The 14,224-nt window shown below is 47.4% G+C and carries 14 protein-coding genes; 1 reads left to right on the forward strand and 13 read right to left on the reverse strand.

Annotation, left to right across the window (positions count from 1 at the left end; all coding sequences use genetic code 11):
- Positions 1-50: 50 nt before the first annotated feature.
- The 13 genes from lpxA to rpsB all read right to left on the reverse strand — a co-directional run bounded on the left by lpxA (position 51) and on the right by rpsB (position 12,997).
- Positions 51-839, reverse strand: a complete 789-nt coding sequence (gene lpxA / locus G7083_RS02745) for an acyl-ACP--UDP-N-acetylglucosamine O-acyltransferase (protein WP_166013472.1) — start codon at positions 837-839, stop codon at positions 51-53.
- 1 nt (position 840) lies between these two features.
- Entirely contained in the window at positions 841-1,272 is a 432-nt protein-coding gene (gene fabZ / locus G7083_RS02750) for a 3-hydroxyacyl-ACP dehydratase FabZ (RefSeq protein WP_206212105.1), read from the reverse strand.
- Between the two features lie 108 nt (positions 1,273-1,380).
- Positions 1,381-2,433, reverse strand: coding sequence for a UDP-3-O-(3-hydroxymyristoyl)glucosamine N-acyltransferase (gene lpxD, locus G7083_RS02755; RefSeq protein WP_166014974.1), 1,053 nt, complete (start codon positions 2,431-2,433; stop codon positions 1,381-1,383).
- A 9-nt stretch (positions 2,434-2,442) separates the two neighbouring features.
- The gene (locus G7083_RS02760) at positions 2,443-2,952 is read right to left on the reverse strand and encodes an OmpH family outer membrane protein (RefSeq protein WP_166013473.1); all 510 of its coding nucleotides are present in this window, start codon (positions 2,950-2,952) and stop codon (positions 2,443-2,445) included.
- A 14-nt stretch (positions 2,953-2,966) separates the two neighbouring features.
- Complete coding sequence (bamA, locus tag G7083_RS02765) at positions 2,967-5,381, reverse strand: outer membrane protein assembly factor BamA (RefSeq protein WP_166013474.1); 2,415 nt, start codon at positions 5,379-5,381, stop codon at positions 2,967-2,969.
- A 48-nt stretch (positions 5,382-5,429) separates the two neighbouring features.
- The gene (rseP, locus tag G7083_RS02770; RefSeq protein ID WP_166013475.1) at positions 5,430-6,788 is read right to left on the reverse strand and encodes a sigma E protease regulator RseP; all 1,359 of its coding nucleotides are present in this window, start codon (positions 6,786-6,788) and stop codon (positions 5,430-5,432) included.
- A complete protein-coding gene (ispC, locus tag G7083_RS02775; RefSeq protein WP_166013476.1) occupies positions 6,785-7,993 on the reverse strand; it encodes a 1-deoxy-D-xylulose-5-phosphate reductoisomerase in 1,209 nt (402 codons plus the stop codon). Before ispC ends, rseP begins: the two co-directional genes overlap by 4 nt.
- Before the next feature lie 48 nt (positions 7,994-8,041).
- Positions 8,042-8,884, reverse strand: a complete 843-nt coding sequence (locus G7083_RS02780) for a phosphatidate cytidylyltransferase (RefSeq protein WP_166013477.1) — start codon at positions 8,882-8,884, stop codon at positions 8,042-8,044.
- A 17-nt stretch (positions 8,885-8,901) separates the two neighbouring features.
- Positions 8,902-9,654 carry a polyprenyl diphosphate synthase gene (gene uppS, locus G7083_RS02785; RefSeq protein ID WP_166013478.1) on the reverse strand — a complete coding sequence of 251 codons (753 nt, stop codon included), beginning with the start codon at positions 9,652-9,654 and terminating at the stop codon, positions 8,902-8,904.
- 91 nt (positions 9,655-9,745) lie between these two features.
- On the reverse strand, positions 9,746-10,303 hold the full coding sequence (gene frr / locus G7083_RS02790) for a ribosome recycling factor (RefSeq protein WP_166013479.1): 558 nt from the start codon (positions 10,301-10,303) through the stop codon (positions 9,746-9,748).
- Positions 10,304-10,357: 54 nt separating this feature from the next.
- Positions 10,358-11,089 (reverse strand): UMP kinase, encoded by a 732-nt coding sequence (pyrH, locus tag G7083_RS02795; RefSeq protein WP_166013480.1) that lies wholly within the window; start codon positions 11,087-11,089, stop codon positions 10,358-10,360.
- Positions 11,090-11,273: 184 nt separating this feature from the next.
- Positions 11,274-12,116 carry a translation elongation factor Ts gene (gene tsf / locus G7083_RS02800; RefSeq protein WP_166013481.1) on the reverse strand — a complete coding sequence of 281 codons (843 nt, stop codon included), beginning with the start codon at positions 12,114-12,116 and terminating at the stop codon, positions 11,274-11,276.
- Positions 12,117-12,268: 152 nt separating this feature from the next.
- Positions 12,269-12,997 carry a 30S ribosomal protein S2 gene (gene rpsB, locus G7083_RS02805; protein ID WP_166013482.1) on the reverse strand — a complete coding sequence of 243 codons (729 nt, stop codon included), beginning with the start codon at positions 12,995-12,997 and terminating at the stop codon, positions 12,269-12,271.
- 364 nt (positions 12,998-13,361) lie between these two features.
- Here rpsB and map point away from each other — a divergent pair, with 364 nt between their 5' ends.
- Positions 13,362-14,204, forward strand: coding sequence for a type I methionyl aminopeptidase (map, locus tag G7083_RS02810; RefSeq protein ID WP_166013483.1), 843 nt, complete (start codon positions 13,362-13,364; stop codon positions 14,202-14,204).
- Positions 14,205-14,224: the final 20 nt, after the last annotated feature.

Genomic DNA, 14,224 nt, shown 5'->3' on the forward strand with positions numbered 1-14,224 from the left:
TCATGACAGGGCACGAGTTAGTAAAGCTGTTGAGTTAACAAGCGGTTGATTTAGCGAATAATGCCACGCTGTGACTGCTGCAGAAACTCAAGGAACAACTGCACGCTAGGATATTGCTCCGCTTCTTGAGCAATTTCTGCCTTAGCTGCATCTAAGGTCAGACCATTGCGGTACAAAGATTTGTATGCTCGACGAATCGCATGAATTTCCGCTTTTTCAAAACCGCGCCGCTTCAGACCTTCCACGTTGATGCCAAATGGCGCACAGTGGTTACCTTGGGCCATCAGATACGGTGGCACATCCTGCACCACAATTGAACCACCACCAAGCATACAGTGGTCGCCAATTTGGCAGAACTGGTGAATCGCCGACATACCGCCAACAATCACTTGATTACCAATTTTGACATGTCCGGCTAACGTTGCATTATTGGCGAAAATACAGCGATCACCAATTACACAGTCGTGGGCCACATGGGCATTGATCATAAACAGGTTATCGCTACCCACTACGGTAATGCCTTGATCTTGCACTGTACCACGATGCATGGTCACGCTCTCACGGATAGTATTACGATCACCAATAATCAGTTGCGTATCTTCACCTGCGTATTTCAAGTCCTGACACGCTTCACCTATCGAGGCAAACTGGAAAATACGGTTAAAACAACCAATTTTAGTCGGGCCTTTGACCACTACATGGGAGAGCAATTCGCTACCTTCACCGATTTCCACTTTGCTATCAACAAAACAGAATGGGCCAATTTTAACGTTGGCACCAATAATAGCGCCAGGCTCGACTACTGCACTAGGATGAATTTGGGCAGATTCGTGGATCATATTAAAACTCTCGACGTGCGCATTTAAGTTGAGCGGAACAAACCACATCACCATCAACCTTGGCAATACCATTAAACAGGGCAATACCACGGCGCTCTTTGACAAATTCAACTTCAATCATCAGTTGATCGCCAGGGGTAACGGGTTTGCGGAATTTGGCGTCATCAATGCTGGCAAAATAGTACAATTCATTTTCTTTTGGTGCGCCAAAGGTTTTGAACGCCAAAAGACCGGTAGCTTGCGCCATCGCTTCTAAAATCAGCACTCCGGGGAAGACCGGCAGTTGTGGAAAATGACCGGTAAACTGAGGCTCATTCACTGACACATTTTTTAGGCCAATTAGGTACTTACCTTCTTGATAGTCGGTCACACGATCAATCAGCAAAAATGGATAGCGGTGCGGCAGAAGCGATTGAATTTCAGTGATATTCATCGTTTTCTTATCAGTAGTCAAAATCATCATCCTGTGTATAAATAGATAAATAGGGGGACACCCAACAGCGAAAAGACTCGCAATCTGCGAGCCTTAGTAACCAACCATTTAAGCTTGGGAGTTATCGAGCTGCTCTTCAGCGGATTGTTCCAGAATTTTTTCCAAAGCTTTCAGTCGTTTATGCATATCTTCAATACGATGCACTCGAGCGGCAGTTTTACGCCACTCTTTGTTGGTTTGCAGCGGAATGCCCGAAGAGTACATGCCTTTCTGCTCAATGCTGCGCATCACCATACCCATGCCAGTAATGGTCACACCATCCGCAATCTCGATATGCCCGTTAAGCACACTCGCGCCACCAATAATGCAATACTTACCGATGCGAGTGCTGCCGGCAATAATCGTACCACCAGCTAGAGCAGTACCATATCCGATGTGCACGTTATGGGCGATTTGCAGTTGGTTATCGATGATCACGTTATCTTCAATCACGGTATCATCTAACGCACCGCGGTCAATCGTGGTACAAGCGCCGATCTCGACTCGATCACCAATTCGCACTGAGCCAAGCTGCGGGATTTTGATCCATTCACCAGCTTGGTTAGCGTAACCAAAGCCATCAGCACCAATTACTGTACCAGACTGAATTAAACAGTCAGCGCCAATCTCCACCTTATGATAGATGGTGACATTCGCCCACAGCTTGGTGTTCGCGCCCAAACGGGCTTGCTGACCAATAAAACAGCCTGCGCCAATCACCACGTTATCACCAAGCTCAGCGCCGGATTCAATCACTGCATTGGCTCCAATCGAAACGTTGTGGCCTAACTTTGCATCTTCGGCAATCACCGCGCTCGGCGCAATTCCGCAGGCTGGCGCTGGGGTTGAATCCAGCGCTTGAGTCACTTTGGCAAACGCGACATAAGGATCGGCCACCACTAAAGCGTTACTCGGGCACAATTCACGCTCACTGGCTTTAACCATGACCACGGTCGCTTTACAGTCGGCTAAATGTTTAGCGTATTTGGGATTAGACAAAAATGTCACATCACCTTGCTGGGCCTTATCCATTGGCGCAACGGCACTGACTTGTGCATTAGGATCACCGAACAGTTCCCCTGCGGTGATAGTAGCCAATTCGGCTAAAGTTAGTGTGATCATCATGCTCGATTATTTAATGGCTTTAATAACTTTTTCAGACAGATTGTGCTCTGGCTTACCGTATTGCATCGCGCTGGTATCCAATACCACATCGTAGCCTTCTTGCTCTGCCACTTTGGTTACTGCATCTTGGATCACTTTAAACAGCTTTTGTTTTTCTTCTGCTTCGCGGCGCGCTGATGCTTCTTCTAAAGCCTGAGCTTTGATCTTGTATTTGCTGTCTAACTGACCAATTTCAATGCGCAGTTTTTCAATTTCATCTTGGCCCATTAACTGACCATCACGTTTGAGCTTTTCAATTTTGGTTTTAGCATCCGCTTGAATAGATTGCAGTTCTGCCGCTTTATCTTTGAACTCATTTTGCATTTTTTGCAAAACCACTTCACGCTGCGGCAGGGCCTGAAACACTTGGGCCGTGTTAATGTAACCGATTTTTTGTGCCGCTTGCGCCGCATTCGCCAACATCGATGAGCTCAAAATAACCAAACCCAATCCGGCTGCTTTTATCATATTGTTCAAATTACGTTCCTCTCCTAGAAGGTTCTTCCAATCGTGAAGGTGAAGAATTCTTCGTCATCGCCTTCATACTTTTTAATCGGTTTAGCCAATGCAAACACTAACGGTCCCATTGGTGAGACCCACTGCAGCGCCACCCCATAAGAAGCGCGATAATTGGTGGGATCTGAATAGTCATAGTAATACTGGTTACCGTAATCGGCACCACGCTCGCGATAATCGAACTCGGTATCCCATACGCTAGCCGCATCGACAAACACACTGGTACGAATTTGGTTGCGCGCCTCATCAGAGGCAAACGGGGTCGGTACAATCAGCTCGATACTGGCTAAGCCAATCGCATTACCACCGACTGAATCATCGGTTGCGGTATCACTACCATTGTTGGAACCGGAATGATCACGGTAAACCGCTTTCGGCCCTGCCGAGTTTGAGCCAAAACCACGCAAAGAGGTAAAGCCACCCGCGTAGAAGTTCTCATAAAATGGGAATAGGTTATCTTGGCCATCGGTTTGTCCATAACCATTGCCATAACCTAACCGACCACGCAGCAACAGAGCAAACTCATGCTTTTTGGTCAGCGGGAAGTATTGGCGCACATCGTATTGCAATTTGAAATACTGCGCATCCGAGCCCGGTACGGTCATTTTATAGAACAGACGCTGATAGTTACCGGCAGTCGGGAAGTAACCACTGTTGAGGTTGTTACGTGTCCAAGCCAAGTTAAAATCAAAATCGTTGGTCAGTAAATTACCATCATCATCCAGATTACTGGCTTGCGCGATCAGGAATTTCTCCACTTGCAGATACGGGGTTAAATTACCGATCTTGTTGTGGGTATAACCAATCCCAAATTCAAAGCGATTTAATTCATCAAACGGGAAGCCCCAAGTTAAGCTCGCACCATAACTTTCATTGGTATAGTCAACAATTCCCGCCTCAGAGGCTTCAAACTCATTGTAGAAAACCTTACCACCCAGACTGACCCCATCCAAGTTCCAGTACGGATCGCGATACTCTAAGGTTAAGTTTTTCTGATAATCGTTGATCATCGCGTTCACGCCGACCCGATTACCCGAACCTAAGAAATTGTCTTGTTCTAAACCAATTTGGAAACTGACCCCAGATTCGGTACCGTAACCGACCCCGAAGTTAATATTGCCTGAGTTCGCCTCTTTAACGCTGTAAACCAAGTCAACCTGATCTTCACTGCCCGGCACACGAACCGTCTGCACATCCACCGTTTCAAAGAAACCTAACCGGTTAATCCGCGCTTTACCTGTTTCAATGTCTTTGGAGTTGAGCCACGCACCTTCCATCTGGCGCATTTCGCGGCGCAACACTTCATCACGAGTGCTGTTATTACCGACAAACCGAATATCACGTACATAAATACGCTTACCGGCTTCCACATCAACGACTAGTGACACTTGCTGGGTTTGATCATCAAATTCAGGAATGGTCCGCACTTGTGGGTAAGCATAACCTGCCTCACCAAGCACTTTCTTGATGCTCTCTTCTAAACGTGTCACTGCCGAACCGTTATAGGTTTCACCGATCTCAAACGGGATCAGTGTGCTAAACTCCGCCTCTTTGCCTTTCAGTTCACCACGGAACTGTACTTGGCTTACCGTGTATGGTTCGCCTTCATTGAGGTTGAGCGTGATATACACGCCTTTCTTATCTGGCGAGATCGCCACTTGCGTGCTATCAACTTGAAATTTTAGGTAGCCGCGATCAAGGTAGTAGGTGCGCAGCGCTTCAATATCGCCAGCCAGCACTTGCTTTTGATATTTGTCATCGGACAGGAAATTCCACCACGCAATATCCACATTCAAGTTAAAGCGTGACAGCAGCTCTTTATCGCTAAACACTTGGTTGCCGATAAAGTTGATTTGCTGGATCTTGGCAGAAACCCCTTCGGTAAAGACAAACTTAAGGTCGGCACGATTACGCGGTAATGGCGTAACCACCGCTTGCACCGTCGCATTGTACTTACCGACACTGTAATAGAAATCTTCCAAGCCTTTTTCAATATTGCTCAGGGTCGTGCGATCTAACGCTTCGCCAACCCGAATGCTGGAAGCTTCTAGATTTTGCTTAAGCTGCTCTTCTTTGATCGCCTTGTTACCAGAAAATGAAACGCTGGCAATCGTCGGGCGCTCTTTGACTTGCACGAGCAAAATATCGCCATTACGCAGCACTTTAACATCTTCAAAGTTACCAGAGGAATAGAGCGCTTTAATGATATTCGCCACATCTTGCGTATCGACACTATCGCCAACCCGCACTGGCATTCTCAGCAAAGCCGCACCCAAGGCGACCCGCTGTAGACCGTTGATTTGAATATCCTGTACCACAAATTTTTCGGCCGCATTGGCTGACACGCTGGTAGCGAGCAATGTCGCGAGTAGAATCTGTTTCATCGCCATATTGTTTTGAGTTCTTCCTTACTGCAACGGTTGCCTAATGTTTATCGATCACAGGCGAGTAAAATCATTAAAGATTGCTACGGCCATTAAAGAGAAAATGATGGCACCACCAATCCGGTAACCCATTTCCTGCACCTTTTCTGGTACTGGGCGACGGATCACCGCTTCAATCATGAAAAACAGCAAATGCCCACCATCGAGCATCGGCAGCGGCACCAAATTAATAATGCCAAGGTTAATACTGATCAGGGCTAAAAAACCTAAAAAGTAGACAAAACCAAAATCTGCGGTCATCCCCGCCCCTTTGGCAATAGAAATTGGACCGCTGAGGTTATTTAACCCCACATCGCCAACCAGCAGTTTTTTTAACATGCTGACGGTGAGATTGATCACTTGGCCACTTTTCTCAACCGCTTTGCCAAGCGACTCAAATACACCAAATTGCAATTCAAATCGATAGTTTTGCGGCCATTCTGCGACTTTGGGTGCGATTCCCGCAAAGCCGATCACTTTTCCTTGCGAAAGCTCTCGACTATCGGGTGTGAGCCACAGCTCAACTTGCTGACCCGCGCGCTGTACCAATACGGCGATCGGTGTATTCGGGTGGCTTTGAATAGCCGTCACCACTTGTTGCCATTCACTGATCGTCTGAGCATTGATTTGCAGCAAGATATCGTCAGCTTGTAGCCCAGCCCGCTCACCTGCCCCTTGGGCCGTCACATTGGCTAATTGGTTAGAAATTTCCGGCGTAAACGGCTTAAAACCAAGTGCCCTCATAGCAGACTCTGTTTCAGGGTCAAAGTTCCAATCACGCAGATTAATTGTCTTGATTTGCTCATGACCCACTTCTTGTGCGCTGGTCACGGTCAAAGTCAAACTGGCATCGCCAATATGGCCGATCAACCCCATATTGACCGACTCCCAATCTGACGTATTGACACCTGAAACGGCTTTAATTTGCATGCCGGGTTCGAGACCCGCTTGCGCAGCGATTGAGTAAGGAGTAACTTCACCAATCACCGGTTTGACCGCGGGCACACCAATCATAAACATCAGCCAGTAGGTAAAGATGGCAAATAGAAAATTGAACAATGGTCCGGCACTGACAATCGCAGAGCGCTTCCACAACGATTGTTGGTCAAACGCCATGCCTTGTTGTTCTGCCGCAACTTGATCCACTCGACCATCCAGCATCTTGACGTAGCCACCGAGTGGGATCATCGCCAGCGAATATTCAGTACCATCACGACCGATTCGTGACCAAATCGATTTACCAAAGCCGATTGAAAATTTTTCCACTTTAACGCCGCAGCGTCGCGCGACCCAAAAATGTCCAAATTCATGCACCGCGACTAAAATACCCAACGCGATGATAAAGGAGATAAAGTTCCAGAGAATGTCGTTCATACTTGGCGCTCTGTTATGGCTTGGTGGGCAAAATGTCGGGCCATTGTATCTAGCTCAAGTAGGCTTTCCAAGTCTCGGTAATCGAACGGCATGTGGCTTGCACAAACCTTAGATAAAACCTGCTCATTGATCCGCGCGATGTCGGTAAAGCGGATCTGCTGCTGTAAAAATGCCTCAACTGCGACTTCATTGGCGGCATTAAGTGCAGTGGTGGCATGCTGGCCGATAAAGCAAGCCTCAATCGCCAGTTGCAAGCAAGGGTAGCGAGCATAATCCACCTCCATAAACGTCAATTGTTGTATGCGGGTGAAATCAAGGGCTGGCACTCCGGCGGCAATCCGCTGTGGGTAGGCTAAAGCGTAAGCGATCGGCGTAGCCATATCCGGCTCCCCCATCTGCGCCAGTACCGATCCATCTTTGTACTGCACCATAGAGTGGATCACCGATTGAGGATGGATCAGCACCTTAAGCTGCTCACGCGAGGTATTAAACAGCCATTTTGCTTCAATATACTCAAGGCCTTTGTTCATCATGGTCGCTGAGTCGACGGAGATTTTCGGTCCCATCGACCAGTTTGGATGCGCGATCGCCTGTTCAGGCGTGACTTGATCAAGCTGTGCCACATCACTGTAGCGAAATGGGCCACCCGATCCGGTCAATAAAATATGTTCAATACCGTGCTGCTGTAAATCACAGCGTCCGAGCTCAACTTGAATCTCGCTCGGTAAACATTGGAAAATGGCATGGTGCTCGCTATCAACAGGGATCAGCTCCGCACCGGATTGAGCGACAGCATCAATAAACAGTTGGCCAGACATCACCAACGCTTCTTTATTGGCTAACAGTACCCGCTTGCCCGCCTTGACCGCCGCCATGGTCGGTAATAACCCCGCCGCGCCGACAATCGCTGCCATCACGGTATCCACTTCATCCAGCGCGGCCACTTGGCACATCGCGGATTCACCGTACAATACCTCAGTGGCCATCGGCTGTGATTTAAGTAATTGTTGTAACTCTGCAGCCGCTTGAGCGCTGGCCATCACTGCGTACTTAGGTTGCCATTGGCAGCACAGTTGGTACATTTTGGCCACATTGCCGCCAGCAACTAAGGCGACGACTGAAAACTGCTGTGGATTTTGTGCTAGCACTTTAAGGGTACTGGCTCCAATTGAACCGGTGGCACCTAAAATGGTGAGTTTACGCATAGTGAAGATCGCTGTTATTCACAGCAGGCTGCTTAAGCAGCCTGATGATTAGAATAAAAAATAGAGTAGAGCAAACACTGGGAACGCGGCCGTTAGGCTATCAATTCGATCCAATATGCCGCCATGCCCAGGAATAATATTGCTGCTGTCTTTAATACCAGACACTCGTTTAAACATGCTTTCAACCAAATCACCCAATACCGAAATCACTACGGTGACTAAAATGATCAGCAACATGCTAAGAGTGGAACTGAATGGGATCGCAAACCATTGGGCAGCCCAATAACCGACCAGCATCGCCATCACAATCCCACCAATTAAGCCTTCGATGGTCTTATTCGGGCTGACTGCGGGAGCCATTTTATGTTTGCCGAAACTTTTGCCGACAAAATAAGCACCACTGTCAGCCGCCCAGACCAGAAAACAGACGAACAGCACTAACTTCGCGCCATAAAAGGGATCGCTGAGGTAAGAGTGCGCGCGTAAAAACACCACGCTCCAGAAAAAAGGCAACAGGGTGAGCAGGCCAAATAAATGCCGCATGCTGCTCGAAGGTTCCCAACAGGGACGCGAACGAGGATACGTCAACGCTAAAATACTAGAAAAAATCCACCAACCACTGCCGATCATCAACAAGGTGAAATGGGGAGTGGCCATCTGGCTGATACTCGGCAATTCAACATTGATCAAAGCAAGGCTAAGTCCACCAAACAGCAAAGCAGGCAGCATAGCTAATGGGCGAGAAGTTTGGTTAACGAACTGCGTCCATTCCCAAAATCCAAGTAACGTGACCACGGCAAGTGCCACCATAAACCACGATAAAGGCAAATAAATAATGCCCAAGATCACCAAAGGCGCAAGAACAAGCGCAGTAATGATTCGCTGCTTCAAATTGAGAAGTCCTATATTCAGTTTTCCATCAATGCCTTGATTTGTTCACCAGTACAACCGAAACGGCGCTCACGGTTAACAAACCAAGTCACTGCTTCAATTAGGCAGTTTTCATCGAATTCAGGCCAGAAGACTGGCGTAAAATACAATTCTGCATAAGCGAGTTGCCAAAGCATAAAGTTGCTAATTCGACACTCACCGCTGGTACGGATCAGCAAATCAACCTCTGGCAGATCGGCCATGGTTAAATGTTGCTGGATCATCGCCTCATCGATTTCAGTCGGCATCAGCTCGCCTTGCGCCACTTTATTGGCTAACGCTTGAGTGGCTTGCAAAATATCCCATTGCCCACCGTAGTTAGCGGCAATGTTGACCACCATGCCAGTATTGTTGGCGGTTAACGTTTCTGCTTGCGCGATTTTGGCTTGTAGATGATCGCTAAAACGGCTTTTATCGCCAATCACACGCAGACGTAAATTGTTCTTATGCAGTTTCTTAATCTCGGAGGAAAGCACCGTGATAAAGAGCTCCATCAGCACCCCAACCTCTTCCTCAGGGCGACGCCAATTCTCACGGCTAAAAGCAAATAGAGTGATAGCTTGAATACCAAAGCGAGCGGCGGCTGAAATGGTTTTACGTACCGCAGTAACGCCATTTTTATGACCGAATATCCGCGGTTTTCCCTGTGCTTTCGCCCAGCGGCCATTGCCGTCCATAATCACAGCAATATGCTTAGGCAATAATTCCTTGGGAATAGATAGATTTTGCATAAGAAACACAATAAACAATCAAAGAGGCGCAAGAGTAGCATAAAAAAACGCTGGGCTGCGAGCACAGCGTTTTGTTCGCTAGATCAGACGATTAAACTTCCATCAGCTCTTTTTCTTTAGCCGCAAGAACTTCATCAATCTTCTTCACTGCCGCATCGGTCAGCTTCTGAATTTCTTCTTGTGCGCGACGCTCATCATCTTCTGAAACTTCTTTATCTTTCAGTAGACCTTTCAGATCGTTGTTCGCATCACGACGAATGTTCCGTACTGCAACTCGGCCACCTTCCGCTTCACCACGCACGATTTTTACCAGATCACGACGACGCTCTTCGGTCAGTGGTGGCAGTGGCACACGGATCAGGGTACCGGCTGACATTGGGTTCAAACCCAGATCAGACATCAAGATCGCTTTTTCAACTTTTTGCGTCAAATCGCGATCGAACACGGTGATCGCTAGCGTACGTGCATCTTCTGCAATCACGTTAGCAACCTGATTAAGTGGAGTTGGAGCGCCGTAGTAATCAACCGAAATACCCGACAATAAACTTGGATGAGCACGACCAGTACGGATCTTCGATAGGCCATTTTTTAGTGCTTCAACACTTTTCTCCATACGCTGCTGCGCATCTTTTTTGATCTCATTAATCACAATATCACCTTAATTCTTGTTTTCGTTTCGAGAGCCGTTGGGTTGCAAAGATAATTACTGGGCATCGCTGATCAGCGTGCCTTCCGCTTCACCCATCACGACACGACGCAGCGCGCCAGGCTTGTTCATGTTAAACACACGAATCGGCATTTTATGGTCACGTGCTAGAGTAAACGCGGCCAAATCCATCACTTTCAGCTCACTATCAAGCACATCGTTGTAAGTCAGCTTATCATACAGTTGTGCTTCTGGGTTGGCTACCGGGTCGGCACTGTAAACCCCATCTACTTTGGTCGCTTTGAGAACCAGATCTGCTTCAATCTCAATCCCACGCAAACACGCCGCAGAGTCAGTGGTGAAAAATGGGTTACCGGTTCCTGCAGCAAAAATGACCACACGGCCTTGACGCAGTTCACGAATCGCATCAGACCAGCTGTAGTCGTCACATACGCCATTGAGCGGGATCGCAGACATCAAACGCGCATTCACATAAGCACGGTGCAGTGCATCGCGCATCGCCAAACCATTCATTACTGTCGCCAGCATCCCCATATGGTCACCCACCACGCGGTTCATTCCCGCTTTGGCCAGACCAGCACCACGGAATAGGTTACCCCCACCAATCACCAGTCCTACTTGCACGCCCAGTTCAACCAGTTCTTTTACTTCCTGAGCCATACGATCAAGTACGGTAGGATCAATACCAAAACCTTCCGTGCCTTGTAGCGCTTCACCACTGAGTTTTAACAGAATACGTTGATAAGCGGGTTTAGGATTCGTTGTCATGGGAGTTTCCTTCCAAAGAGAGTTGAGGATTAACAGTCATGAATAGACTTGAGCTAGCGCTTAAATCTATTCATCACGATTAATCTCGACATCATGGCTAACCATCGACCCATTCGTCGTGAAAAGATAGTCGTGAAAAGACCGCAGCCATGGCCACGGTCTTTTAGTGAGCAATCGGCTAGGATTAACCTTTTACCGCCATCGCTACTTCTTCAGCAAAGCTTAGGCCTTCTTGTTTCTCGATGCCTTCACCTACTTCTAGACGTACGAATGCAGAAACAGTTACACCTTTATCCGCAAGAATTTCGCCAACAGTTTTCTTTGGTTCCATAACGAATGGTTGACCAGTCAGAGAAACTTCGCCAGTGAATTTCTTCATACGGCCTTCAACCATTTTCTCTGCGATTTCTTTTGGCTTGCCTTCGTTCATAGCGATGCCAACTTGAACTTCACGCTCTTTAGCCACCACTTCAGCAGGAACGTCATCTGGCGTCAGGAATTCTGGACGAGAAGCCGCTACGTGCATTGCTACGTGCTTCAGAGTTTCAGTATCCGCAGAACCTGCAACGACAACACCAATACGATCGCCGTGGCGGTAAGTTGCCAGAGCTGCGCCTTCAACGTACTGAACGCGACGGATGTTGATGTTTTCACCAATTTTTGCAACTAGAGCAATACGAGTTTCTTCGAATTGTGCTTGTAGCTCTTCGATAGAAGCTTTAGAAGCCAGAGCCGCGTCAGCAACTTGGTTAGCAAATGCAACGAAGTTACCGTCTTTGGCTACGAAGTCAGTTTGGCAGTTAACTTCAACCAGAGCAGCAACGCCTTTGCCTTCTTTGATGATGATGGTGCCTTCAGCAGCGATGTTGCCCGCTTTTTTAGCAGCTTTAGCAGCACCACTCTTACGCATATTTTCGATTGCCAGCTCGATGTCACCGTTAGTTTCAACAAGGGCTTTCTTACATTCCATCATACCCGCGCCAGTACGCTCGCGCAGTTCTTTTACTAGAGCAGCAGTAACAGCCATTCTCTATTCCTCAGTTAATTCTGGATTGGATAAAATTTGAGGGCCTACATTATCGGCCCCCAATGCTAACTATAACTTGGTCTATGCTGCACTATTATGGCGAATAACGCTGAATGTGGCAGATAGCACCTAAGTTTGACTCAGAGCCGAGATTATTCCGCTTCTACGAAACCGTCTTTTTCTGCTACAGCAGCTACGTCTTTGTTACGACCTTCGTTGATCGCTTCAGCCGCTGCATTCAGGTACAGTTGAACAGCGCGGATCGCGTCGTCGTTACCTGGGATGATGTAGTCAACGCCATCTGGGTTAGAGTTAGTATCAACAACAGCAAATACTGGAATACCTAGGTTGTTCGCTTCTTTGATAGCGATGTGCTCGTGATCAGCGTCGATAACGAACAGAGCATCAGGCAGGCCGCCCATATCTTTGATACCACCAAGAGACTTTTCCAGTTTCTCCATTTCGCGAGTGCGCATTAGAGCTTCTTTCTTAGTCAGCTTTTCAAAAGTACCATCAGTAGATTGAACTTCCAGCTCTTTCAGGCGTTTGATTGACTGACGAACTGTTTTCCAGTTAGTCAGCATGCCGCCCAACCAGCGGTTGTTAACGTAGTATTGGTTGCTTGCTAGAGCTGCTTCTTTAACAGACTCAGACGCTGCGCGCTTAGTACCTACAAACAGAACTTTACCTTTTTTGTCGCCAACTTTTACTAGCTCAGCCAGAGCTTCGTTGAACATAGGTACAGTTTTTTCTAGGTTGATGATGTGTACGCGGTTACGAGCACCGAAAATGAACTGCTTCATTTTTGGGTTCCAGTAACGAGTTTGGTGACCGAAGTGTACGCCCGCTTTCATCATATCGCGCATTGATACAGATGCCATTTTAAAATCCTCTATGGGGTTAGGCCTCCACATTCCCCACGTATCCGACCCCTTAATTGGAGCACCCCGGAACGCGTGTCGAAATGTGTGTGATTTAAACAATTAGGTTTATGGTTCCCGATCCTTTTCGCCAATTTGGAGAATAAGGACCCGGATTCCGGCGCGCTTTATACCATATTTCGGCCTAATATGGCTAGTAAAAATTGTCGTCCGTTAAGCTGAATAGTACTTTTTAACTCGCGATCATCGTTCAGTTAACCAAGGATTTTGGCTCAGTTCAGCCTGTCTCCTTGCGCTTCATCTGTCCATTGTTACAATAGCGCCACTCGCACCTTGTGTGCTCACCAGTGAGTAGAGAAAGCTGATGTCTATAAAAATCAAGAATGCCGTAGAAATTGAAAAAATGCGCGTTGCTGGCCGCTTAGCTGCTGAGGTTCTGGAAATGATTGAACCTTACGTGCAAGCAGGCGTAACCACCGAAGAATTAGATCAGAGATGTCATCAGTACATTACTGAAGTGCAAGGCGCAATTCCGGCACCACTGAATTATCACGGCTTTCCTAAATCGATCTGTACCTCAATTAACCATATTGTGTGTCACGGTATTCCTGCTACTCAAGACAGTCAGTTTGGCCAGCTATTGCGTCCAGCGGTATTGCGCGATGGCGATATTCTCAATATTGATATTACCGTGATTAAAGATGGCTACCACGGCGATACTTCGAAAATGTTTGTAATTGGAGAAGCCTCGATTGAAGACAAACGTCTGTGCCATGTGGCGCAAGAGTGTCTGTATCTGGCGCTGAAACTGGTGAAACCGGGCCTACAACTGGGTGAGATTGGTACCGCGATCGAAAAACACATCAAGACCAATAATAAAAACAATCCACGCTTTAAGTTTTCTATCGTCCGTGATTATTGCGGCCATGGCATTGGCGCTGAATTCCATGAAGAGCCACAAGTAGTGCACTACAAAAATAGTGATCGCACTGTGCTGCGTGAAGGGATGATTTTCACCATTGAACCAATGATTAACGCCGGTAAGTTTGGTTGCCGCTTAGATGATCAAGACGATTGGACCGTTTATACCGCCGATGGCAAAAAGTCAGCCCAGTGGGAACACACGATTTTGGTCACCGCGAACGGCTGTGAAATTCTCACCCTGCGCCAAGATGAAACGCTACCACGACTGCTAAATAACGCTTAATTCGTGCTGGCTTAAAAATA

The organism is Vibrio sp. HDW18 (assembly GCF_011306175.1).
Lineage (GTDB): Bacteria > Pseudomonadota > Gammaproteobacteria > Enterobacterales > Vibrionaceae > Vibrio > Vibrio chanodichtyis.

Bases quoted from the DNA above. Each gene is read 5' to 3' on its own strand.
- lpxD (WP_166014974.1), bottom strand. From the start codon at position 2,433: ATGATCACACTAACTTTAGCCGAATTGGCTACTATCACCGCAGGGGAA.
- tsf (WP_166013481.1), bottom strand. From the start codon at position 12,116: ATGGCTGTTACTGCTGCTCTAGTAAAAGAACTGCGCGAGCGTACTGGC.
- pyrH (WP_166013480.1), bottom strand. From the start codon at position 11,089: ATGACAACGAATCCTAAACCCGCTTATCAACGTATTCTGTTAAAACTC.
- ispC (WP_166013476.1), bottom strand. From the start codon at position 7,993: ATGCGTAAACTCACCATTTTAGGTGCCACCGGTTCAATTGGAGCCAGT.
- fabZ (WP_206212105.1), bottom strand. From the start codon at position 1,272: ATGAATATCACTGAAATTCAATCGCTTCTGCCGCACCGCTATCCATTT.
- rpsB (WP_166013482.1), bottom strand. From the start codon at position 12,997: ATGGCATCTGTATCAATGCGCGATATGATGAAAGCGGGCGTACACTTC.
- lpxA (WP_166013472.1), bottom strand. From the start codon at position 839: ATGATCCACGAATCTGCCCAAATTCATCCTAGTGCAGTAGTCGAGCCT.
- bamA (WP_166013474.1), bottom strand. From the start codon at position 5,381: ATGGCGATGAAACAGATTCTACTCGCGACATTGCTCGCTACCAGCGTG.
- rseP (WP_166013475.1), bottom strand. From the start codon at position 6,788: ATGAACGACATTCTCTGGAACTTTATCTCCTTTATCATCGCGTTGGGT.
- uppS (WP_166013478.1), bottom strand. From the start codon at position 9,654: ATGCAAAATCTATCTATTCCCAAGGAATTATTGCCTAAGCATATTGCT.
- map (WP_166013483.1), top strand. From the start codon at position 13,362: ATGTCTATAAAAATCAAGAATGCCGTAGAAATTGAAAAAATGCGCGTT.